Annotated in this window: 19 protein-coding genes; 10 read left to right on the top strand and 9 right to left on the bottom strand. The window is 54.7% G+C overall.

Annotation, left to right across the window (positions count from 1 at the left end; all coding sequences use genetic code 11):
• Window positions 1-66: 66 nt before the first annotated feature.
• The 7 genes from gspK to gspE all read right to left on the bottom strand — a co-directional run bounded on the left by gspK (window position 67) and on the right by gspE (window position 6,275).
• A complete protein-coding gene (gene gspK / locus EUZ85_RS15310) occupies window positions 67-1,194 on the bottom strand; it encodes a type II secretion system minor pseudopilin GspK (protein ID WP_241567045.1) in 1,128 nt (375 codons plus the stop codon).
• A complete protein-coding gene (gene gspJ / locus EUZ85_RS15305; RefSeq protein ID WP_127970114.1) occupies window positions 1,097-1,921 on the bottom strand; it encodes a type II secretion system minor pseudopilin GspJ in 825 nt (274 codons plus the stop codon). The genes gspK and gspJ overlap by 98 nt, the downstream gene beginning before the upstream one ends.
• Complete coding sequence (gspI, locus tag EUZ85_RS15300; RefSeq protein WP_127970113.1) at window positions 1,921-2,334, bottom strand: type II secretion system minor pseudopilin GspI; 414 nt, start codon at window positions 2,332-2,334, stop codon at window positions 1,921-1,923. The genes gspJ and gspI overlap by 1 nt, the downstream gene beginning before the upstream one ends.
• On the bottom strand, window positions 2,318-2,872 hold the full coding sequence (gspH, locus tag EUZ85_RS15295; protein ID WP_127970112.1) for a type II secretion system minor pseudopilin GspH: 555 nt from the start codon (window positions 2,870-2,872) through the stop codon (window positions 2,318-2,320). Before gspH ends, gspI begins: the two co-directional genes overlap by 17 nt.
• Window positions 2,873-2,919: 47 nt before the next feature.
• Window positions 2,920-3,369 carry a type II secretion system major pseudopilin GspG gene (gene gspG, locus EUZ85_RS15290; RefSeq protein ID WP_127970111.1) on the bottom strand — a complete coding sequence of 150 codons (450 nt, stop codon included), beginning with the start codon at window positions 3,367-3,369 and terminating at the stop codon, window positions 2,920-2,922.
• A gap of 41 nt (window positions 3,370-3,410) precedes the next feature.
• Window positions 3,411-4,634 (bottom strand): type II secretion system inner membrane protein GspF, encoded by a 1,224-nt coding sequence (gene gspF / locus EUZ85_RS15285; protein ID WP_127970110.1) that lies wholly within the window; start codon window positions 4,632-4,634, stop codon window positions 3,411-3,413.
• An 84-nt stretch (window positions 4,635-4,718) separates the two neighbouring features.
• On the bottom strand, window positions 4,719-6,275 hold the full coding sequence (gene gspE, locus EUZ85_RS15280; protein ID WP_241567044.1) for a type II secretion system ATPase GspE: 1,557 nt from the start codon (window positions 6,273-6,275) through the stop codon (window positions 4,719-4,721).
• A 307-nt stretch (window positions 6,276-6,582) separates the two neighbouring features.
• Between gspE and EUZ85_RS15275 the strand changes: the two genes are divergently transcribed.
• The 9 genes from EUZ85_RS15275 to EUZ85_RS15235 all read left to right on the top strand — a co-directional run bounded on the left by EUZ85_RS15275 (window position 6,583) and on the right by EUZ85_RS15235 (window position 17,816).
• Window positions 6,583-7,458: a type II secretion system protein N gene (locus tag EUZ85_RS15275; protein ID WP_127970109.1), complete on the top strand. Its 876-nt coding sequence runs from the start codon at window positions 6,583-6,585 to the stop codon at window positions 7,456-7,458.
• A gap of 308 nt (window positions 7,459-7,766) precedes the next feature.
• Window positions 7,767-8,432, top strand: a complete 666-nt coding sequence (locus tag EUZ85_RS15270; protein WP_127970108.1) for a transglutaminase-like cysteine peptidase — start codon at window positions 7,767-7,769, stop codon at window positions 8,430-8,432.
• Between the two features lie 258 nt (window positions 8,433-8,690).
• A complete protein-coding gene (locus EUZ85_RS15265; protein ID WP_127970107.1) occupies window positions 8,691-9,074 on the top strand; it encodes a MerR family DNA-binding transcriptional regulator in 384 nt (127 codons plus the stop codon).
• A gap of 93 nt (window positions 9,075-9,167) precedes the next feature.
• On the top strand, window positions 9,168-10,337 hold the full coding sequence (locus EUZ85_RS15260) for an isovaleryl-CoA dehydrogenase (protein WP_127970106.1): 1,170 nt from the start codon (window positions 9,168-9,170) through the stop codon (window positions 10,335-10,337).
• A 61-nt stretch (window positions 10,338-10,398) separates the two neighbouring features.
• Window positions 10,399-12,006, top strand: coding sequence for a carboxyl transferase domain-containing protein (locus EUZ85_RS15255; RefSeq protein ID WP_127970105.1), 1,608 nt, complete (start codon window positions 10,399-10,401; stop codon window positions 12,004-12,006).
• A gap of 65 nt (window positions 12,007-12,071) precedes the next feature.
• Window positions 12,072-12,878, top strand: coding sequence for an enoyl-CoA hydratase/isomerase family protein (locus EUZ85_RS15250; RefSeq protein ID WP_127970104.1), 807 nt, complete (start codon window positions 12,072-12,074; stop codon window positions 12,876-12,878).
• On the top strand, window positions 12,871-14,865 hold the full coding sequence (locus EUZ85_RS15245) for an acetyl/propionyl/methylcrotonyl-CoA carboxylase subunit alpha (protein WP_127970103.1): 1,995 nt from the start codon (window positions 12,871-12,873) through the stop codon (window positions 14,863-14,865). The genes EUZ85_RS15250 and EUZ85_RS15245 overlap by 8 nt, the downstream gene beginning before the upstream one ends.
• Window position 14,866: 1 nt before the next feature.
• Window positions 14,867-15,808: a hydroxymethylglutaryl-CoA lyase gene (locus EUZ85_RS15240; protein WP_127970102.1), complete on the top strand. Its 942-nt coding sequence runs from the start codon at window positions 14,867-14,869 to the stop codon at window positions 15,806-15,808.
• A 19-nt stretch (window positions 15,809-15,827) separates the two neighbouring features.
• Window positions 15,828-17,816, top strand: a complete 1,989-nt coding sequence (locus EUZ85_RS15235) for an acetoacetate--CoA ligase (protein ID WP_127970101.1) — start codon at window positions 15,828-15,830, stop codon at window positions 17,814-17,816.
• Window positions 17,817-17,872: 56 nt separating this feature from the next.
• On the opposite strand, the gene EUZ85_RS15230 is transcribed toward EUZ85_RS15235, so the two are convergent.
• Both EUZ85_RS15230 and EUZ85_RS15225 read right to left on the bottom strand, forming a co-directional pair.
• A complete protein-coding gene (locus EUZ85_RS15230) occupies window positions 17,873-18,814 on the bottom strand; it encodes an electron transfer flavoprotein subunit alpha/FixB family protein (protein WP_127970100.1) in 942 nt (313 codons plus the stop codon).
• Between the two features lies 1 nt (window position 18,815).
• Entirely contained in the window at window positions 18,816-19,565 is a 750-nt protein-coding gene (locus EUZ85_RS15225; protein WP_127970099.1) for an electron transfer flavoprotein subunit beta/FixA family protein, read from the bottom strand.
• A 630-nt stretch (window positions 19,566-20,195) separates the two neighbouring features.
• Here EUZ85_RS15225 and EUZ85_RS15220 point away from each other — a divergent pair.
• Window positions 20,196-21,854: an electron transfer flavoprotein-ubiquinone oxidoreductase gene (locus EUZ85_RS15220; protein WP_127970098.1), complete on the top strand. Its 1,659-nt coding sequence runs from the start codon at window positions 20,196-20,198 to the stop codon at window positions 21,852-21,854.
• Window positions 21,855-21,876 lie beyond the last annotated feature (22 nt).

Here is a 21,876-nt window from a genome sequence, read left to right as displayed (position 1 = left end):
ATTCACACATTTAATTATTTTCTTCCGAACAGTCCCGCGACGGAAAGCCAGAAACTGATCCTGTCCTTATTTGGGAACATACACTTCCTTGGTAATGTCTTCTTTTTTACCAAAATCCCGTCGCAAAACGCTGGTGTTACCTTCTTCAGCGTCACGATGAATTATAGATATTAACCGCGTTGTCCGTTCATTAAAAATAGCGCGCAACGTCGCTTGAAAATACTCACTATTTACTCTGAACAATTTCTTGGGTATATCCTTCTTGCCCGCTAGTTCAGCCAGAGAAAGAAACTGATTCACATCAGCGAAATGCCCTTCCTCTTTGCGAATGTCGACGATCTTATCCGCAGTCTGTTTATCCAGCCCGGGAATATACGCCATCAACACTTCCGCCGGCGCGGTGTTCACATTTAGCATGCCAGAGCTGTTGGGCAGAATCGCCACAAACTTTTTAAGCTCTTTATAAGTCGCCGCGTCCATGCCGTCGATCAGCCAAAATTCCGATATATCATTGAAATACGAGTTTGCGGCGCGATATGGCGGCTTTTTGAGCAGGTAAGTTTCTTCTTCCGCGCCTTTGAGCTGATAGATCTGATCATCCGCGTCAATCCAATCTACGAATTTCTCCGCCGTCACATCTGGATTGATGTCTTTTAATGAACTTAACAAACGCTCAAACTGCTGCACCGCTTCTTTGTTGACTGCGCTGGCGCCGTTTTTATTGGTGACCAGACTATTAATATTGAAGCGTCCCATGAGATCGTCGATTTGCCCCTGAATACCGACATTGGTGTCGATGGGAATTTGAATCGCGTACTGCCCCCAAGGCTCATCGGTGTTATCGACCTCGTGGTCCACCATTTTGTTGGCTTTCTTATCCTGAGCGAAGTCCTCACGCAGAATGGTTCTGGCGTAGGTTTCCGCCGCCAGGGCGTACATCTTCGCCTGGTCTTGCTCCAGAATATTGGAGGTGCGCCGGATATCCAGGTAATGAATGTTAAAGAGGCCGGCCACCAGCACCATCACAAGCGCGACGATGAAGATAACGATAAGCGCCGCTATGCCGGACTGCTTGCGCAGCCCGCGATTTCCGCCACTAACCACGACCGCTACCTGAGCCGCCGCCATGATTGGGATCGGGTTTATCGCCACCGGAGTTATTACCGCCGCTGCCGCCTCCAGAAGTGCCGCCATTACCACCGCCATTGGCGGTATCCTTAATCTCAGCCCAACCCGCCACTTGATATATGCGCCGGATGCTGCCGAACTTTTCATGATCCAGGGTAATTTCCAGCGCTTTAGGCACTTTCAAATAGGCGGGCTCGTTCTGATTGGTCAACATGTCTTCCGTCGGCCATTCGTTATGCCACTGGTTGTCTTTGTCCATAAATCTGAATTTCACGGATTTGACATGCGTCAGCAGACGCTGCTTCAGCGGCTGAGAGTCCTGCGCCCGGTCCATGACCTCCCAGTACTCCCGATACAGCGTATTCTCTTCCAGCTCATAGGAAACCCGCTGCAGATTACTGCGGCGACTGATTTCCTCTTCATCTTCCGTAATCAGCTCCAGCAGATCGTTAGTATCGCGCCAACCCGTGCGGGAAAACTCAATCAGCTTCAGCGCATTCAGATTAGTGACGGAATAAAATTCATCGCCATATTCCCCGCGTACGCTACGGGCGACAATTTGACCGAGGTCCCCTTCCAGCACCCGCTGCGCCTTTTGAATTTCTTCCAAAGACTCGCTCTTGGTCTCCAGATTCTTTTTGTTGCGTATCCCCTGCCCCAAAAACTGAAACGCGGCCGTGCCGATAATCGCCGTGATGGTGACGGCGATCAGCACCTCCAGCAAGGTAAAGCCCCGTTCCCGGGAGCGGGTTTTTACTGCGGCGGGTTGTGACGACATGACTGCGGGAGACATCAGGAGTTATTACCTATAAACGAGGTGACCGAGATAATCTGCCTTTCCGACAGATTCGCCGTATCGGCGATCAGGACCTGAATTTCCACTTTTCTCATCTGGGGGTTCGGCGTCGCGATGACTTTTTCAACAACGCGCCAGGTACGGCTGGCGTACTCTATCGTTTTCTTCTTCTCGCCAACGGCGGGAAAGTTTTCCGCGATGGCGAGCTCTGTGTATTCATTGTCTGCAATCCAGGCGGCGAAGGTTTTTAGCTCCAACTGCTCCGTCTGCTTCACAATTTGAGTCATGCCGCGCACCAAGGCAGCGACGCTGATCGAAAAAATAAGCAACGCCACCAGCACTTCCAGTAGCGTAAAACCTTTTGCACGGCTTCGCGGCGAACGCCGCAACGGTTTAAGCATCTTCATCATCCGCCGGCCCTTTCAACTCAAATCCGTTCAACCCATCGGACTTGATGATGAACTTAATTTCTTCATTACTTTTCAGCTTCAACTCAATGTTGACCGGGGTATTTTCCCCGCTGGACAAAAACAGAATTTGAGGGAGGAATTTCTTGTCTTTGTCGTCCTTCTTGTCTTTCTTGCCTTCGTCCTTGTTTTTCAGCTCAATTTCTTTGTTCTTTTTGTCAAAGTCCAAAACCACCCACTCAGGCAGGTCCCTTTCTTTCAAAAAATCCTGCGGCAATTCAATCCAGGCAAGCGCCGTATCGTCAAATCCCATGAACGCATAGCCGTGGTCATCAAGTCGCAACCCAATGTCCACGTTCTGGAAGATGGCTTCGTCGGAGGTCATCTGCATGATGGCCAGCAGTTTTCTGGCCTCATTTTCCAGCTCTCTGCGCTCACGATTACCACTGACCACCAACGTGACCATGCCGACCATTACCGAGATAATGACCAGCACGACCAGTATTTCAATCAGCGTAAAACCTTTGTGAGCGCGCTTCATAGTGTCTCTATCCAATCGCCGCCCCTGACGCAGAGACGGCGCATCGGTTATTTATCCCAGTTGGTGATGTCGGCGTCGTAACCTTCGCCGCCTTCTTTACCGTCAGCGCCCAATGAATACAGATCAAACGGGCCATGAGTGCCGGGAGAAATATAAACGAATTCTCTCTGCCAACCGTCAACAGGCAGCTTGTCGATATAGCCTTCCGGGTTCCAGTTTTTCGCTTCCGGGAAACCGGACGGTTTGCTCACCAGCGCTTCAACGCCCTGCTCACTGCTGGGAAAATTATAGTTATCCAGCTTGTACATATTCAGAGCATTGCTGATGGTTTTGATGTTGGTTTGCGTGGTCGTCACTTTCGCCTGGTCAGCGCGTCCCAAAATTTTGGGCGCTACAGCAGCCACCAGCAATCCAAGGATAACCAATACAACCATGATTTCGATCAGGGTGAAGCCCTGTACGGATTTCCTGGTTTTGAATGACGCTTTAGGTTTCATTTTTTCCCTCTGTAACATTACTTCTTTTATTGATGTGTATTTTAACCAACCAGATCGCTCATGCTCAAAATCGGCAACATGATCGCCATAACGATGATCAATACGACGCCGCCCATGACCAAAAGCATCAAGGGCTCGAACAGTCCGACCATCGTTGCGATGCGGCTTTGCAGATCGTTTTCCTGGCTGCTGGCGGTCCTTTCCAGCATTTCCCCCAACTCGCCACTGGCCTCGCCGCTGGCGATCATATGAATCATCATCGGCGGAAAATAACCGGTCTGCTCCAGGCACTTGTACAGACTGCCGCCTTCCCGCACTTTCTGCGCCGCTTCGGCGACCCGTAGTTTCAGCCATTGATTGCTCAACACCTCTCCAGCGATGCGCATGGCGTCCACCAGCGGCACGCCGCTGCTGTTGAGTATGCTGAGAGTACTGGCGAAACGGGCGGTATTGACTCCCCGCGACATCTTCGCGGTGAAGGGAAGGTGCAGCAATTGCCGGTGCACCTGAAGTCGGAAGCCTTCTTTTTTCATCGCATAGGTGAAGGAAAAGAAGGCGATGATCAAAGCGGCCACAATAAGCAGCGCATAGCTGGCGACGAAATCGCTCAACGCCAGAATCACCTGAGTCAACGCAGGCAGCTCCTGCCCTTTACTGACAAACACCTTGATGATGTCGGGTACGACGTAACCCAGCAAAAAGCCGACGATACCAAACGCCACGAATGTAAGAATCACAGGGTAGATGGCGGCCAGCTGAATTTTCTGCCGACTCATCTGCCGCTGCTCGGTGTAGTCCGCCAGACGATTCAACACCAGATCCAAATGACCTGCGTGCTCGCCCGCCGCTACCGTTGAACGGTAAAGCTCCGGAAATGCGCTGGGGAATTCGTTGAGGCTGTCCGCCAGGGAATACCCCTCCAGCACCTTCGCGCGCACCGCCAGCATCATACTTCTGACCTTGGCTTTTTCGCTTTGCGAAGCCACTGCGCTCAGCGTTTCCTCTACTGGAATGCCGGACTGAATCAGTGTGGCGATCTGACGAGTCAGCAGCGCCAAATCAGAGGCGCTAAGCCGACTGCCGCGAGGACGAAAGCCGCCTCCGCCATTTTTGTTGCTCTGCTTGTCAGACGCCTGGGTGACTTCCAGCGGCGTCCAGCCTTTATCTCGAATCTGCTGCCTGACCTGACGGGCGCTATCCGCTTCAAGAACGCCTTTTTGCGGACGCCCCTTTTGGTCCAGGGCTTTAAAATCAAATGCTGCCATATGCGGTAATACTATGAAATTTAGACTGCCGTTCTGAAGTAAGCGCCCGCCGTCGAACCTTCTTCAATAATCGCCCTTTGCGCTTTACTCCCGGTGAGTTACCCGCACCACCTCTTCCACAGAGGTCAGGCCCTTCAACACCTTGGCGATGCCGTCCGCATGAATGCTGGGGCCACGCTTGCGCGCGCAGGCTTCCAGCTCCATTTCGCCGGCTTGTTTATGCACCAGGTGACGCAATTCCTCATCGACCTCAATCACCTCATAGATCCCCAAACGTCCGCGATAGCCGAGGTGGTTACATTCAGCGCAGCCTTTCGCGTGGTAGATATGCTGAGGATTTTGCGGATCAATGCCGAGGAACTCGCAAACTTCGTCGTCCGGCGTGTACGCCTCTTTGCAGTGCTCGCACAATACGCGCACCAGACGCTGGGCTATGACGCCTATCAAACTGGAAGATATCAAAAATGGCTCCACGCCCATATCCATCAAACGGGTTACTGCCCCCACCGCACTGTTGGTGTGAAGGGTGGACAACACCAAGTGTCCGGTCAAACTCGCCTGTACTGCGATTTCGGCTGTTTCCAAGTCCCGGATCTCACCAATCATCACCACGTCCGGGTCCTGACGCAGGATAGCGCGCAGACCGCGGGCGAAGGTCATATCGACTTTGGTGTTAACCTGAGTCTGGCCGATGCCCGGCAGGTTGTACTCGATAGGATCCTCAACCGTCAGGATGTTGCGGCTGCGGTCATTAATTTCAGACAGTCCCGCATACAAGCTGGTGGTTTTACCGGAACCCGTAGGCCCCGTCACCAAAATAATGCCGTGGGGACGATGAATCAGTTTCTTGATCAGATTGAAGTCGCGATCGGCCATACCAAGCTTTTCAAGCTTCAACCTGCCCGCCTGTTTATCCAACAAACGCAGTACGATACGTTCGCCGTTGGCGGAAGGCATGGTGGACACCCGGATATCCACTTCTTTACCTGCAACGCGCAGGGAAATCCGGCCGTCCTGTGGAATTCTTTTTTCCGCGATGTCCAGCCTGGACATAACCTTGATACGAGACACCAACAGCGGCGCCAAAGCCCGCTTGGGTTTGACCATTTCCCGTAACACGCCGTCCACGCGGAAGCGCACGACGAGATCTTTTTCAAAGGTTTCTATGTGAATATCTGAAGCGTTGGTTTTTACCGCTTCCGTCAGGATGGCGTTGATCAGACGAATGATAGGCGCGTCGTCCTCCTGCTCCAGCAGGTCTTCCGTTTCTGGAACGGAATCCGCCAGACTGGCCAGGTCCATATCGTCACCCAGCCCCTCCACCATTTGCATAGCCTCGGTGGAGTCATTCTGATAGGCCTTCGCCAGACCATCTTCGAAAACGCCATCTTCTATCACTTCAAAGCGGCATTTACCTTCGACATATCGATTTACTTCCGCAAATATTTGCGGCTTCAGCGACTCTTTATAAAAAACAACCTGGCCATGATCCTGATCCGGCTGGCCGACGAACACGCCATGACGCTTGGCGAATGAAAACGGCAGGCGGTAATAGGACCGCGGCTGATCCTCCTGATCTTCGGAATCGTCCGTCAATACTGGAATCGCGTCTTCAGTTGCTTCGAGTTGGCGCTCGTCCATATCTAACCTTTAGTCTATTGTAAACATTGTCATTCCGGCTTACGCTCAGGCCATACATGGAAGCCGGGAAGGTTTGAGAATCTACTTTATCTTTTCAAGAGATTCCAGACTACCTGGTCTCATTTCATTTATAGTTAATTATATGTAATAAAGGCCATTAAATACCCGTTTTTAGTATATTTTTGAGAATTCCGGACTTTTCTTTTAGAGCTGCTACAGCAAAAATACCGGGCACAGAATTACTTAACCGGGACAATGGTCGCACATAATAAAAAGCGAGCCATTAGAACACCGAGACAGATTCATCGTGAACAAAGACAAACTACTCAATTCCGCCCCCTCCATTACGGCGTCGCTACTATTGATCGCCGCTACTGCGACTGTTGGTTGGCGCGGTTATCAGTTCTGGCTCGACTACAACACCAAGAAGGAAGTTGTAGTTAAAGCGGCGCCAGCAACCCAGGTCAAACAGGAACGCACCGTACAACAGTTGGCGCCCCTCAATCTGTTCGGCAAAAATGAACCCGTCGCCCAGAAGAAAGAAACGGAAGACCTACCATCCACCAACCTGCGCCTGACTTTGCGGGGCGTGGCCGCCACGAACCTTGAAAAAGGCGAGTCCGGCGGCGCATTGATCGAAGGACCCGATCGCAATACCGACTTCTTCCGCGTCGGCGAAAACATGCCCGGCAACGCAACGCTACATTCCGTCTACGCCAACCGCGTAGTCATTGACCGTCGGGGCAGCCTTGAAAACCTGTTCTTCCCTGAAGAATCCAGCTCCGGCGCCAGCATAGAAACCTACGCCAGCGTCTCCCGTGACGACGCCCCCGACTATACTGAGCCCGCATACGAAGAGCCCGTTTATGAAGAGCCGCAGTATCAAGAGCCCGAATATCCAGAGCCTCAGTACGAAGAACCCAAGTATGAGCAGCCTGACAGCGGCGGCGAGCCGGTTCCCGTCGTAGACGCGCCTCATGATGACGGTTCTCAGCAGGCGATTTCAGAACCCGCTTATCAGGAAGAGCCGACTTACGCTATCGATCAGCCGCCGGAAGAGCTTTCCGAGCCATCCAACGACAACAGTTCGGAGCTGAGCGAAATGGACGAACAACGTCGTCAGGAAATTCGTGATCGACTGCAAAAATTGCGCGAACAAATCCGCCAAAAGAACAACGGTTAGTCGCACCCGATTTTAAGCGCCGAAACGTCAATATCGTTCCGGCGTCCCCATCCCCCACCTAAATTAACGATTTCTTATCCTCACTTTTTCAAACCCTGGCCATCACAGCGCCATTCGCTTTATTTTCCTTGTATTTAAGCCACTTAGGGCTAGTCTTAAGATTCACCTTTCCTTACACAGTTTTACAAAACTCATCCAGTCATATTTCCGATTAATTCCTATACTTAAACTCATAAACATAACTACGACTCCGGTCTATCCGCCGGCATTAACCATACCAACGACATCGACGACGGGACGCCCCACCTATGCAGTGGACAAGAAAATTGCGTGTCAAAACAGCCATTACCCTGTTTTCATGCTGGGCTCTTGTTGCGTCTGCGGCTTTCGAAATCAGCCAGCAAATTCTGACTCATGTGGAGCGCGAATACGGCGGCTCCGCCCGCGAGCGCCTGGAGCGCTGGCAAAAACTGCTTAACACCCCCAAAGACATTCCCGACGAACGTAAGTTAATGATGGTCAACGCCTTCTTTAACGAAACTCAGTTCGTTCCGGACATTAAGCACTGGGGCCAGGAGGATTACTGGGCGACGCCCGTTGAGCTACTGGTCACCAATGGCGGCGACTGTGAAGACTACTCCATCGCCAAGTATTTCGCCTTGCGCGAAATGGGCGTGCCGGACGACAAATTACGCATCACCTACGTTAAGGCGCTGAAACTCAATCAGGCGCACATGGTGCTCGCGTACTATCCAGACCAGGACAAAGAGCCACTGATTCTGGACAATCTGATTCAGGAAATCCGCTCAGGCTCCGAACGCGATGACCTCTACCCCATCTACAGCTTCAATGGCGATGGATTATGGCTGTCTAAACAACGGGGGCTGGGCAAACGCGTAGGCCAGGCCAATCGACTGGATCAGTGGAACGATTTAAACACGCGCATGCTGCAACAATTGCAGACCCGCCTCTGATCTCATACCCCGTTGCAGCCGGCGCGATCAGCCGCGCCTGATTCCTGACTTCACTGTATTTTCTTTTCCAATCAAATACCTGCCCGCGGCAGCATTTCCAATTTGCTTCAGCGCACCCTCTGGTCGCTGACCGGCTTTCTTTACACTCATCTCCTCAGACATCACTTACTTCTCGACCAGTCATGACAGCGCATTATAACGTTGACGTAAACGTAAACTTGCTGCAATAATTTTGCTCAATTCAGACAGAGAACGCCCATGACAAAAAACTACAGCATCAGTGACCTGGCGAAGGAGTTCGACGTTACCACAAGGACAATCAGGTTTTACGAAGCGGAAGGGCTGCTCAGCCCGGAACGGCAGGGACAGACCCGCATCTACTCCGAAAAAGACCGCGTCTACCTCAAGCTTATTTTACGAGGCAAACGACTCGGCTTCTCCCTGGCGGAATCCAAACAAATTATCTGCATGTACGACCCGGACAGCGGCAACCGGGTGCAGCTACAACTGATGCTGAACAAAATTGCGGAAAAAAGAGACATTCTGAAGCAGCAGCTTTCTGATATCCGCCTCATGCAGGAGGAATTGGATGAAGCGGAAGAGCGCTGCCGTCAGGCGCTGGCGGACTTTGAAAAAGGCTGACGAAGCATATGCGCGGCGAGCGTGCGCAATAAATCGCAGCAGGCCTTCTTCTGATGAGATTGATTCAACGTTAAAAATAACAAAGGAACCATTATGGCCAATCACTATCACTCCCTGAACTTCGGACTGGGCGAAACCCTGGATATGCTGCGTGAACAGGTCGCAGGCTTCGCGCAAAAAGAGATCGCCCCTATCGCCGCCCAAGTGGACAAGGACAACGCATTTCCTAACCAGCTATGGCCGCGCCTGGGCGAAATGGGCCTGCTGGGCGTCACCGTCAGCGAAGAGTTCGGCGGCGCTGAACTGGGATATCTGGCTCATGTCCTCGTCATGGAAGAGATCAGCCGCGCTTCAGCATCCGTCGCACTCAGCTACGGCGCCCACTCTAATCTCTGCGTTAACCAGATTTACCGTAACGGCACGCCGGAACAAAGACAAAAGTATCTGCCTAAGTTGATCTCCGGCGAACATATCGGCGCCCTCGCCATGAGCGAACCCAATGCCGGCAGCGACGTGGTCAGTATGAAATTACAGGCGGTGAAAAAAGGCGACAAGTATGTGCTTAACGGCGCCAAAATGTGGATCACCAACGGCCCAGACGCGCACACTTACGTCATCTACGCCAAGACTGACGTTCAGGCCGGCCCCAGAGGGATCACCGCGTTCATCGTCGAACGCGATTATCCTGGCTTCTCCCGCTCCCCCAAACTCGACAAACTGGGTATGCGCGGCTCCAACACCTGTGAGCTGGTGTTCGATAACTGTGAAGTTCCAGAAGAAAATATCCTCGGCGGCCTCAACCAGGGCGTGAAAGTCCTGATGAGCGGCCTGGACTACGAGCGCGTCGTACTGGCCGCCGGCCCTATCGGCATCATGCAGGCCTGCATGGACGCAGTCGTACCTTACATCCATGAACGCGAGCAGTTTGGCCAGCCTATTGGGCAATTCCAGCTGATTCAGGGCAAAGTGGCGGATATGTACACCACCCTGAACGCCTGCCGCGCCTATCTTTATGCTGTCGCCGCCGCTTGTGATCGTGGCGAAACCACACGTAAGGACGCCGCTGGCGTGATTCTATACTGCGCAGAAAAAGCCACCCAGATGGCCCTTGACGCCATTCAGATTCTGGGAGGCAACGGCTATATCAACGAATTCTCCACTGGCAGACTGCTGCGAGACGCTAAGCTATATGAGATCGGCGCCGGCACCTCTGAGATCCGCAGAATGCTGATCGGCCGCGAACTGTTCGAGGAGTCCCGGTAGCCCTCGGCTGCCGGTTCTCTAAAGGAATCCAAACAACCACCCAGCAAGACAGGACGAAGCTATGGCTGTTCTGAAATCCCAAACATCCACCGACAGCGAAAGCTATCAAAGCCAGTACACCGCGATGAGCAAACTGGTGGATGATCTGAAGACCGAAATCAGTTTTATCGAACAAGGCGGCGGCCACGCTGCTCAGGAAAAGCAGCGCGCAAAAGGAAAGTTGCTGCCCCGTGAGCGCGTCGCCAAGTTGCTCGATCCCGGTTCGCCGTTTCTCGAAATCGGCCAGTTCGCCGCCTACAACGTCTACGCAGACAACGTGCCCGCCGCCGGCGTCATCGCTGGTATCGGAAGGGTCGAGGGCATTGAGTGCATGATCGTCGCCAACGATTCAACGGTCAAAGGCGGCACCTACTACCCACTGACGGTGAAGAAGCACATTCGCGCACAGACGATCGCAGAAGAGAACAACCTGCCCTGTATCTATCTGGTGGATTCCGGCGGCGCCAATCTGCCGCAGCAGGATGAAGTCTTCCCCGACAAAGAAGACTTCGGGCACATTTTTTATCGCCAGGCGCGTATGTCCGCCCAGGGCATTCCACAGATCGCCGTAGTAATGGGCCTTTGCACCGCCGGGGGCGCCTATGTGCCCGCCATGGCGGATGAAGCCATCATGGTGAAAGGACAAAGCTCCATTTTCCTGGCGGGACCGCCTTTGGTGAAAGCCGCTACCGGCGAAGAAGTCAGCGCCGAGGAACTGGGCGGCGCAGACGTCCATTGCCGTATCTCTGGAGTGGCGGACCATTACGCACAAGACGAATTTCACGCCCTCTTGCTGGCCAGACAGGCGGTTAAACGCCTCAACCGCAAGAAAACCGTCACCATGGACATTCAGCCGCCGGTAGAGCCGCTCTACCCGGCTCAACAGCTGCGCGGCGTCGTCCCTACCGATCTGCGCACGCCTTATGACGTGCATGAAGTGATAGCCAGACTAGTGGACGGCTCCGAATTCGACGAGTTCAAGGCGCTTTATGGCGCGACTCTGGTGTGCGGTTTCGCCCGCATTAACGGCTACCCCGTGGGCATCATCGCCAACAACGGCATTTTGTTCAGCGAATCCGCCGTCAAAGGCGCTCACTTTATCGAGCTGTGCTGCCAGCGTAAAATTCCCCTGGTGTTCCTGCAGAACATCACCGGCTTCATGGTGGGCAAGCAGTACGAAGAAGGCGGCATCGCCAAAAACGGCGCCAAACTGGTCACCGCTGTCGCCTGCGCGGAGGTGCCCAAGTTCACCATTATCATTGGCGGCAGTTTTGGCGCCGGCAACTACGGCATGTGCGGCCGCGGCTACAACCCCCGCTTTCTATGGATGTGGCCAAATGCGCGCATCGCAGTAATGGGCGGCGAGCAGGCGGCGGGCGTGCTGGCGCAGGTGCGTGAGGATAATTTACGCCGCAAAGGCGCGCTGTGGACCGAAGAAGAGAAACAGGCGTTCAAAGCGCCCACCATTCAGCAGTTCAACGAACAGTCACATCCCTACTACGCTTCCGCGCGCTTGTGGGACGACGGCATCATCGATCCGGCGGACACCCGCATGGTGTTGAGCCTGGCGCTTTCCGCCGCGTTGAACGCCCCGATCAAAGACAGCAAATTCGGCGTGTTCCGCATGTAGGCGCGACAAGGACTTCACATGACGCCAACTCAGCCGACCACCAGACCAACAAGAGAGGTTACGCCGTGTCAGAACCCGTTTTATATCGCGTAAATCAGGGCGTTGCGGAAATAGTTTTAAACCGGCCCGAAAAGCATAACGCCTTTAACGCCGACGTTATTCAGTCCCTGAACGAAATGATTGAAGAAACCGCTAACGACAGCGCCGTACGCATCGTCGTCCTGCGCAGCGAAGGCAAGCATTTCTCCGCTGGCGCCGACCTGGAATGGATGCGCGCCAACGCCAATGCGGATCATCAAGCCAATCTGGATGACGCCGCCGAACTGGCCAGGCTCATGCGCGGCCTCTTTGAGCTACCCAAACCAACCATCGCCCGAGTGCAAGGCAGCGCCTTCGGCGGAGCCCTGGGCCTGATCAGCTGCTGCGATATTGCTATCGCCAGCGCGCGCAGCAAATTCTGTCTCAGCGAAGTGAAACTGGGCATTCTACCCGCCGTCATCAGCCCCTATGTACTACGCGCCATAGGCCCCAGAGCCATGCAGCGCTATACCCTGACCGCCGAGCTGTTCGACGCCAAAGAAGCGCTTCGTCTTGGGCTGATCCACGAGATCATCGAAGAAACCAATCTGGACGCGGAAGTGGAGCTTTTCACCCGCCTGTTCAAACAGAACGGCCCCAACGCCCTGTCCCGCGCCAAAGAGTTGCTGCGCCGGGTCGAAGCAAGCCCCATTGACGATGCACTGGTCGACTACACCACTCACGCCATCGCCGACGTGCGCATTTCTTCTGAAGGTCAGGAAGGGCTCAGCGCGTTTTTGGAGAAACGACCCGCCGCCTGGACCCTTGTCGATGGAGCCGCCGAGCATGATTGAGACGCTATTGATCGCCAATCGCGGCGAGATCGCCAGCCGCATTATCCGCACCGCCAGTCGCATGGGTGTGCGTACGATCGCCGTATATGCGGATGTGGACCGTAACATGCCGTTCGTGCAGGAAGCCGACGAGGCTTATCCCCTGCGCGGGGTGACCGCCACGGAGACTTACCTGAATCAGGATAAAATCATCGCGGTAGCGAAAAAGTGCCGCGCCGACGCTATCCATCCCGGCTATGGCTTCCTGTCGGAGAACGCAAGTTTCGCCGCGCTGTGCGCAAAGGAGTCTTTGATATTCATTGGCCCTCCCGCCAAAGCCATTGACGCAATGGGAGATAAAGCCCGCGCCAAGCACCTGATGGAACAGGCCAATGTGCCTCTGATCCCCGGCTATCACGGCGAAGACCAAAGCGTTGACGTTCTGCGCGCCCAGGCCGAGGTTGTCGGCTACCCGGTCCTGCTTAAAGCTAGCGCGGGCGGCGGCGGCAAAGGCATGCGCGCCGTGCGCGCGCCCTCTGAATTTGATGAACAGCTGGCGTCCGCGCAGCGTGAGGCGAAAAACGCCTTCGGCGATCAAACCATGCTGATTGAAAAGCTGATCGAACAGCCCCGTCACGTCGAAGTGCAAATCTTCTTCGACGCTCACGGCGAAGGCGTCTATCTGTTTGATCGGGACTGCTCCATTCAGCGCCGTCATCAAAAGATCATCGAAGAAGCGCCCGCTCCCCACCTGGCGGAGGAGACTCGCCGCAAAATGGGTGAAACGGCGGTCGCGTGTGGAAAAGCAATCGGTTATGTCGGCGCCGGCACGGTTGAGTTCCTGGTCGACAAGAATGAAAACTTCTACTTCATGGAAATGAATACCCGCCTGCAGGTCGAGCATCCGGTGACAGAAATGATCACGGGCCTCGACTTGGTGGAATGGCAGATCAAAGTCGCCGGCGGCGAACCTTTACCGGCGACCCAGGATCGCATTCGCAGCAATGGCTGCGCCATTGAAGCGCGCATCTATGCGGAAGACCCGGAGAACGGTTTTCTGCCCAGCGCTGGCGCGTTACATTTTCTCTCCGCGCCTGCGAGCAGCGAGCATACCCGTATTGACTGCGGCGTCGCGGCGGGCTGCGAGATTTCGCCCTTCTACGACCCGATGATCGCCAAAGTCATCGGCTGGGGGCCCTCCCGAGAAATGGCGCGGCGACGCCTGAAAGACGCGCTGGCGGATTTCCTGGTGACCGGCGTCACCACCAACACCGGCTATCTATGCCGCATCATCAACAGCGATGACTTCGTGCAGGCGCGTTTGACGACCGGCTTTCTGGAGGCCAACCCAGGGTTAGAGCAAGCAGACCGGGAAATCCCTTTTAACGCCAAATGCGCACTCGCGGCGCTGTATTGGTCCAATCTCAAGGGCGCGCCCAACGCAGCAAATCAGGACCCATTTTCACCCTGGGCGCAGATCAACAACTGGCGCCTGAATCTGGTGGAAGCGTCGGAATATGAATTCTGGCTCAAGGGCGAATCATTCTCCCTGCTGCTTGAACAGCACCATGACAAGCTAAAAATTGGCGACGGCCAGCACTGGGCGGATGTCAGCTTCAACCGCAACCATTCCCATGTGGATCTGTGGGTGGATGGCGTAAAAAGCTGCTTCCGTTTCGCTATTTCCGAGAGCTGCATCGACCTGTTTAAAGACGGCGCGCATTGGCGCTTCGAGACTCCGGATGACAATACGCTGACCGAGCACCATGTGCAGGATGGCGGCTCCCTTAACGCGCCCATGGGCGGCACTATCGTCAAAACCGCCGTGCAAGCGGGTCAGGATGTGGCCAAAGGCGACATTCTGGTGGTGATGGAAGCCATGAAAATGGAGCACAGCATCCGCGCCCCCGGCGCCGGCACTGTCACGGAAGTGTTGTGCAAAGAAGGCGAAGTGGTCACCGCCAACCAGATTCTGGTGGCGTTTGAAGCCAGCGGCGAAGGAGCCTGATATGTCCTCTGAAGTGAACGCCACGCATATCACCGGCGATCCGGATTTTGTCCGCATCGTGGAGGTGGGCCCTCGCGACGGCTTGCAGAACGAAAGCAAGCTGCTGAGCGTTGAACAGAAAGTCCACCTCATCAAAGGGCTGATCGACGCGGGCGTCAGTTATATCGAGGCGGGTAGTTTCGTTTCCCCGAAATGGGTGCCGCAAATGGCCAGCTCCGCTGAAGTGATCCAGCAGTTGCCGGAACGCAAAGACGTGGTCTACGCCGCCCTCACGCCCAACCTGAAAGGCATGGAAGCCGCGCTACAGACTCAGGCCAACGAAGTGGCGGTATTTACCGCCGCTTCCGAGGCGTTTAACCAGCGCAATATCAACTGCTCCATCCAAGAAAGCATTGAACGCTTTCAACCGGTATTCGCATTGGCGCAGGAGCGCAACATCCCTGTTCGCGGCTATGTCAGCTGCGTACTGGGCTGTCCTTACGAGGGGCGCATTGAGATATCCCAGGTTCTGAAAACCACTCGACTGTTGCTGGACGCAGGCTGTTACGAAGTATCTCTGGGAGACACCATCGGCGTCGGCTCCACCCATCAGGTGGCGAACCTGCTGAAGGCCCTGCTGTCGGAAATTCAGAGCGACCGACTGGCGGTGCATTTTCACGATACCTACGGTCAGGCTTTGGCCAACATCGACACAGCCCTTAACCTCGGTGTTCGCACCGTCGACGCCTCCGTCGCCGGCCTGGGCGGCTGCCCTTACGCAAAAGGCGCCTCCGGCAACGTCGCAACGGAAGACGTAGTGTACATGCTGCACGGCAACGGCTTGAAAACAAACATTGATTTGAATCGCCTCGCCATGGTAGGTAATGAGATTTCCACCCTGCTGGCGCGCAACAACGGCTCCAAAGCCGGTCTGGCGTTGTCGCAGGCGCAATCTTCACAATAAGGATAATATTGGAGTCTTTATGACCGCGCTCCCTTTATGGCGCCCCGGGCACGAGCGAATACAACAAGCACGACTCACCGATTTCATCGCATTTTTAAAAACCAGAAAGCTGGCGCCGCCATCTCACTACGACGCATTACATGCTTGGTCCGTCGAGAACAAAGAAGCGTTCTGGCTGGGAATATGGGAATACTTTCAAGTCAAAGGCGATCTGGGCGGGACGCCGTTCCTGCGCAACGCGGACAAGATGCCTGGCGCGCAGTGGTTCCCCGAAGCCAAAATCAACTTTGCGGAAAACCTGCTTAAACATCGTGGGGAGCAACCCGCCATCATCGTCAGAGGCGAAGACGGCCGTCGTGAGGAACTCAGCTTCAACGAGCTGTACCGCCAAGTCGCCAAATTAGCGCAGTTTCTAAAAGCGAACGGCGTTGGTCCCGGCGATCGCGTCGCCGCGTTTATCCCCAACTGCGCCGAAGCAGTTATCGGCATGCTGGCCACCGCCAGCCTGGGTGGCGTCTGGTCATCCTGCTCGCCCGACTTTGGACTTAACGGCGTTATTGACCGCTTTGGCCAGATCGCCCCCAAACTATTGATCGCCTGCCGCGGTTACAACTACAACGGCAAAGTCATCGACACGACGGATCGAGTGCAGGATATCGTCGGCAAGCTTCCCGCTTTGCAAGGGGTGGTCTGGGTCAACTATTTGAAAAGTTCTAAGGCGGCGCCAACGGACTTGTCAGGCGTCACAGCGACCGCCTGGGAAGACGTTGTGAACACGCCAGGCGAGAGCGCCATCGAATTCGTCCGGCGCGGGTTTGCCGAGCCGCTGTACATCATGTACTCCTCCGGCACCACCGGTCAGCCCAAGTGCATCGTGCATGGTCAGGGCGGCACGCTGTTGCAGCACCTGAAAGAACTGGGATTGCATACCGATCTCAAACCCGGCGACCGCATATTCTATTACACCACCTGCGGCTGGATGATGTGGAACTGGCTGGTGAGCAGTCTGGCCATCGGCGCCACACTGGTGCTGTACGATGGCTCCCCGTTTCACCCGTCGCCTTCTCACCTGTTCGATATCGCCCAGGAAGAGAACATCAACGTGTTCGGCTCCAGCGCCAAATTTTACGCCGCCTGCGAGAAGAATCATCTCAAGCCGGCGCAGACCCATCGTCTGGAAAGTCTCAGAGCCATGCTGTCAACCGGCTCCCCGCTGGCTCATGAAAGCTTCGATTATATCTATCGGGACGTAAAGGCTGACGTCTGCCTGAGCAGCATCTCCGGCGGCACGGACATTGTGTCCTGTTTCGCTCTGGGATGCCCCACACTGCCCGTTTACAGGGGTGAACTACAATGCATCGGCCTGGGCATGGATGTCGAGTTTGTCGACGACTCAGGGCGTTCTCTTGCGCAAGGTAAAGGTGAGCTGATCTGCAAGTCGCCCTTCCCTTCCATGCCGGTTGGATTCTGGAATGACGAGGATGGCGCGCGCTTCCACAGCGCTTATTTTTCCTCCATCGACAACATCTGGGCCCATGGAGACTACGGCGAATTCATCAGCCATGCGGAAAACGGCGAAGTGGTGCAAAAAGGCGTCATCATTCATGGCCGCTCTGATGCTGTGCTTAATCCTGGCGGCGTGCGCATCGGCACCGCCGAAATCTATCGTCAAGTGGAGAAAATTGAAGAGGTGCTGGAAAGCATCGCCGTCGGACAAGCCTGGGGAGATGACGAGAGAGTCATTCTGTTCGTCAAGACCCGCCCTGGCATCGATCTGAACGACGAGTTATGCGGCCGCATCACCCAGACGATTCGCAAGAACACCACGCCCCGACATGTTCCGGCGAAGATCATTCAGATCGCCGACATCCCCCGCACCATCAGCGGCAAAATCGTTGAGCTGGCGGTGAAGAACGTCATTCACGGCAAAGAGGTCAAAAACAAGGACGCGCTCGCCAATCCGGAAGCGTTGCAGTTGTTTGAAGATCTTGAAGAGTTGCGCGGCTAGAACAGCCTGGAGAAGAGATCCCTCCCCGGACTGGGGAGGGAATATTCAAAACTGGCTTAGAGAACTTTATCCAGCTCAGCTTCCAGTTGCGGAACCGCTTCGAACAAGTCCGCCACCAGACCGTAGTCGGCCACCTGGAAGATCGGAGCTTCTTCGTCTTTGTTGATCGCAACGATGACTTTACTGTCGGACATACCCGCTAAATGCTGAATCGCGCCGGAGATACCAACGGCGATGTACAGTTGCGGAGCCACGATCTTACCAGTCTGACCGACCTGCATATCGTTGGGAACGAAGCCTGCGTCAACCGCCGCGCGAGATGCGCCAACCGCTGCGCCTAACTTGTCAGCCACTTTGTACAGCATTTCGAAGTTGTCGCCGTTCTGCATACCGCGACCGCCGGAAACCACGATGTTTGCGCTGGTCAGTTCAGGACGGTCGGACTTGGCCAGCTCTTCTTTCACGAAAGAAGAAATGCCTGCGTCGTGTGCCGCACCCACGGATTCAACCGCAGCAGAACCGCCTTCCGCCGCCACCGGGTCGAAACCGGTAGGACGTACGGTGATGACTTTGATCGCATCGGAGGATTGCACAGTGGCGATCGCGTTGCCCGCGTAGATAGGACGCACGAAGGTGTCAGCGGAATCAACGCGGATGATGTCGGAAATCTGAGCCACGTCCAGCAGCGCTGCAACGCGAGGCATGAAGTCCTTACCAGTGGTGCCGGCGGAAGTCAGGACATGGCTGTAGTCTTTGCCCAGCTCAGCCACCAACAGGCCCAGGTTTTCAGCCAGGAAGTGGCCGTAGGCGGCGTTGTCGGCGTGCAACACTTTCGCTACGCCAGCCACTTTGGAAGCCGCTTCAGCGACAGCGCCGCAATCAGCGCCGGCGACCAGAACGTGAACGTCTCCGCCGATTTTCTGAGCGGCTGCGACAACGTTCAACGTAGCGGGTTTCAGAACCTTGTTATCGTGATCTGCAATTACCAGAATGCTCATCTTAAATCACCTTCGCTTCGTTCTTCAGCTTGTCCACCAGCTCAGCTACGCTGCCCACTTTAATGCCCGCCTGACGTTGCGCAGGGGCTTCCACTTTCAAGGTGGTCAGTCTGGGAGCGATTTCCGCGCCAAGATCCGCAGGAGTGACAGTGTCCAGCGGCTTCTTCTTGGCTTTCATAATGTTGGGAAGAGAAGCGTAACGGGGTTCGTTCAAACGCAGGTCGGTGGTTACGATGGCCGGCAGATTCAGCGCCACAGTCAACAGACCGCCGTCGATTTCGCGAGTCACGTTGACTTTATCGCCCTCAACAACCACTTCGGATGCGAAGGTGCCCTGCGCGTAACCGCACAGCGCCGCCAGCATCTGGCCAGTCTGGTTGTTGTCGGTGTCAATGGACTGTTTGCCCAGAATCACCAGCTTGGGTTGTTCTTTTTCGACAACCGCCTTCAGCAGTTTGGCGGCCGCCAGAGATTGAATCTCTTCGTCGGTCTCCACGTGGATGCCGCGGTCAGCGCCCAGCGCCAGAGATGTGCGGATTTGTTCCTGAGCGGCTTTAGGGCCGATGGAAACAACGACGACTTCAGTAGCGACGCCTTTCTCTTTCAGGCGTACGGCTTCTTCCACTGCGATTTCGCAGAATGGATTCATCGCCATTTTTACGTTTGTCAGGTCTACACCGGTATTATCCGGCTTTACTCGTACTTTAACGTTGTAATCAATTACTCGTTTTACAGCGACCAGAACCTTCATAGATTCCTCGTTTGTGTTGTGATGTGTAATTAACGAAGCATATCCTCGCGGCTCTGGATTTTTATCCCGATAACCACCCTGTCGAAAACCGGGTTCTCGGCCAAAAACTTCAGCCGAAACGCCAGGATATGGTCCAAACAAAGCAGGCTAATACTGAACGCTTATCCCACTCAGGTCAATATTCAGGGGCGCGCCTGACGCGTCCGAAAAGGACCTGCGATCAAAGGACGATCGATTTATTGTTAACGCCGAAAAATATTCGGGTTCACTCCGTCCCGGAATTCAGGAAGCGGCCTCGCAGGCGTCGCCTGAGGCCCCGACGCTAAACGCCGGAAACGCTCGTCTTAACTGCGTGCCGCTTATTAAAGGCGATTTTCCGGGAAAATTCAAACAAACGTTTGTTTGAGTGGGCGAATGATATATGCTACCTGGACTTAATCCATTATACTTCTGACGATTTTTAATAACTGCAGCACAGCGTAGTCGGAAAAATAAGACAGGATAAAATCAGTCAGGGACGCAGCTCGACCGCATCCGCGGAACAGCATCGTCGCAGCTTTTCGCGACCCCCAAAAGCCGTGTTGCCTATAAACTTTTTAGACTGAGAGTTGTGAAGCTAAAAGGAGATCAATGGTGGAACGCGAATCGATGGAGTTTGACGTACTAATCGTGGGCGCAGGACCGGCGGGCTTATCAGCCGCCTGCAAAATTCTCCAGTTGGCCAAGGATAAAGGGCAGGAACTGACCGTATGCGTCGTGGAGAAAGGATCGGAAGTCGGCGCGCATATTCTCGCCGGCACCGTTTTCGAGCCCACCGCTCTGAACGAGCTCTTCCCTAACTGGAAAGAAGAAGGCGCTCCCCTCAATACTCCCGTCGTCCGAGACGACATATTCGTATTACGCAGCCAGGAAAACGCCATTAAGGTGCCCAATGCGTTCGTGCCCCGCAATATGCACAACGAAGGCAACTTCATTATCAGCCTGGGCAATCTGTGCCGCTGGCTGGCGGAACAGGCGGAAGGCCTTGGCGCGGAAATCTATCCCGGCTTCCCCGCCGCCGAGATTCTGTATCATGAAGACGGTAGCGTAAAAGGCATTGTTACTGGCGACATGGGCGTCGGCCACAATGGCGAGCACAAAGATTCCTACACCCCCGGTATGGAGTTGCACGCCAAGTACACTCTGTTTTGCGAAGGCTGCCGTGGTCATCTGGGCAAACAGCTGATCGAAAAATTCAAGCTGGATGAAGGTAAAGACCCGCAGCATTACGGTATCGGCATCAAAGAGCTGTGGGACATCGATCCCGCCAAACATGAACCCGGCCTTGTCGTCCACACGACTGGTTGGCCATTGGCTGAAAGCAGTTCTACCGGCGGCTCTTTCCTGTACCACCTGGAGAACAATCAGGTTTACGTCGGTCTGATCACCGACCTGGGTTACAGCAACCCGCACGTTTCTCCGTTCGAAGAATTTCAGCGCCTGAAGCTACATCCTGAAATCAGCAAATATCTGGAAGGCGGCAAGCGCGTATCCTACGGCGCCCGCGCCATCACCAAAGGTGGTTTCAATTCCCTGCCCAAGCAAACTTTCCCTGGCGGCTTGCTGCTGGGTTGCGACGCAGGCACCTTGAACTTCTCCAAGATCAAAGGCTCACACACCGCAATGAAGTCCGGAATACTGGGCGCCGAAGCAGTGTTTGAAGCGCTCCAGAAAGGATCTGAAGGCAAAGAAGACCTCACCGCCTTTACGGATAAGTTCAAAACGTCATGGCTCTACAAAGAGCTGTACGAAGAGAGAAACTTCGGTCCGGGCATGCACAAGTTCGGCAACATCCTGGGCGGCGCGCTGGCGTTCTTCGAACAGAACATTCTGCGCAGAAGCCTGCCGATCACACTGCGTGATCTGAAGAAAGATCACGAGACACTGAAGCCCGCAAGCGAGTGTCCGAAAATCAGCTATCCGAAGCCGGACAACAAGCTGACATTCGACCGTCTGACTTCGGTGTTCCTGTCGAACACCAACCATGAAGAAGATCAGCCCTGTCATTTGACCCTCAAGGACAAAGACGTGCCGATCAACTACAACCTGCCCAAGTACGACGAGCCCGCGCAGCGCTACTGCCCTGCCGGCGTTTACGAAGTGGTGGAGAATGACGACGGCGGCAAACGCTTCCAGATCAACGCGCAAAACTGCGTACACTGCAAAACCTGCGATATCAAAGACCCCACCCAGAACATCATCTGGGTCACCCCGGAAGGCGGCGGCGGTCCTAACTATCCGAACATGTAGTGAAAACAAAGCCGGCTCACGC

This window comes from Hahella sp. KA22, assembly GCF_004135205.1.
Classification (GTDB): domain Bacteria; phylum Pseudomonadota; class Gammaproteobacteria; order Pseudomonadales; family Oleiphilaceae; genus Hahella.
Note: the sequence above shows the minus strand (reverse complement) of the source record. Positions and strands in the feature narration are given on the sequence as shown.

What these genes read in the sequence shown, in the direction of transcription:
- gspE (WP_241567044.1), bottom strand. Translation starts at nt 6,275, where the DNA reads ATGGACGAGCGCCAACTCGAAGCAACTGAAGACGCGATTCCAGTATTG.
- EUZ85_RS15270 (WP_127970108.1), top strand. Translation starts at nt 7,767, where the DNA reads ATGCAGTGGACAAGAAAATTGCGTGTCAAAACAGCCATTACCCTGTTT.
- gspI (WP_127970113.1), bottom strand. Translation starts at nt 2,334, where the DNA reads ATGATGAAGATGCTTAAACCGTTGCGGCGTTCGCCGCGAAGCCGTGCA.
- EUZ85_RS15235 (WP_127970101.1), top strand. Translation starts at nt 15,828, where the DNA reads ATGACCGCGCTCCCTTTATGGCGCCCCGGGCACGAGCGAATACAACAA.
- EUZ85_RS15265 (WP_127970107.1), top strand. Translation starts at nt 8,691, where the DNA reads ATGACAAAAAACTACAGCATCAGTGACCTGGCGAAGGAGTTCGACGTT.
- gspK (WP_241567045.1), bottom strand. Translation starts at nt 1,194, where the DNA reads ATGGCGGCACTTCTGGAGGCGGCAGCGGCGGTAATAACTCCGGTGGCG.
- EUZ85_RS15255 (WP_127970105.1), top strand. Translation starts at nt 10,399, where the DNA reads ATGGCTGTTCTGAAATCCCAAACATCCACCGACAGCGAAAGCTATCAA.
- EUZ85_RS15245 (WP_127970103.1), top strand. Translation starts at nt 12,871, where the DNA reads ATGATTGAGACGCTATTGATCGCCAATCGCGGCGAGATCGCCAGCCGC.
- gspF (WP_127970110.1), bottom strand. Translation starts at nt 4,634, where the DNA reads ATGGCAGCATTTGATTTTAAAGCCCTGGACCAAAAGGGGCGTCCGCAA.
- gspG (WP_127970111.1), bottom strand. Translation starts at nt 3,369, where the DNA reads ATGAAACCTAAAGCGTCATTCAAAACCAGGAAATCCGTACAGGGCTTC.
- EUZ85_RS15225 (WP_127970099.1), bottom strand. Translation starts at nt 19,565, where the DNA reads ATGAAGGTTCTGGTCGCTGTAAAACGAGTAATTGATTACAACGTTAAA.
- EUZ85_RS15240 (WP_127970102.1), top strand. Translation starts at nt 14,867, where the DNA reads ATGTCCTCTGAAGTGAACGCCACGCATATCACCGGCGATCCGGATTTT.
- EUZ85_RS15220 (WP_127970098.1), top strand. Translation starts at nt 20,196, where the DNA reads ATGGTGGAACGCGAATCGATGGAGTTTGACGTACTAATCGTGGGCGCA.
- gspH (WP_127970112.1), bottom strand. Translation starts at nt 2,872, where the DNA reads ATGAAGCGCGCTCACAAAGGTTTTACGCTGATTGAAATACTGGTCGTG.
- EUZ85_RS15230 (WP_127970100.1), bottom strand. Translation starts at nt 18,814, where the DNA reads ATGAGCATTCTGGTAATTGCAGATCACGATAACAAGGTTCTGAAACCC.
- gspJ (WP_127970114.1), bottom strand. Translation starts at nt 1,921, where the DNA reads ATGTCTCCCGCAGTCATGTCGTCACAACCCGCCGCAGTAAAAACCCGC.
- EUZ85_RS15260 (WP_127970106.1), top strand. Translation starts at nt 9,168, where the DNA reads ATGGCCAATCACTATCACTCCCTGAACTTCGGACTGGGCGAAACCCTG.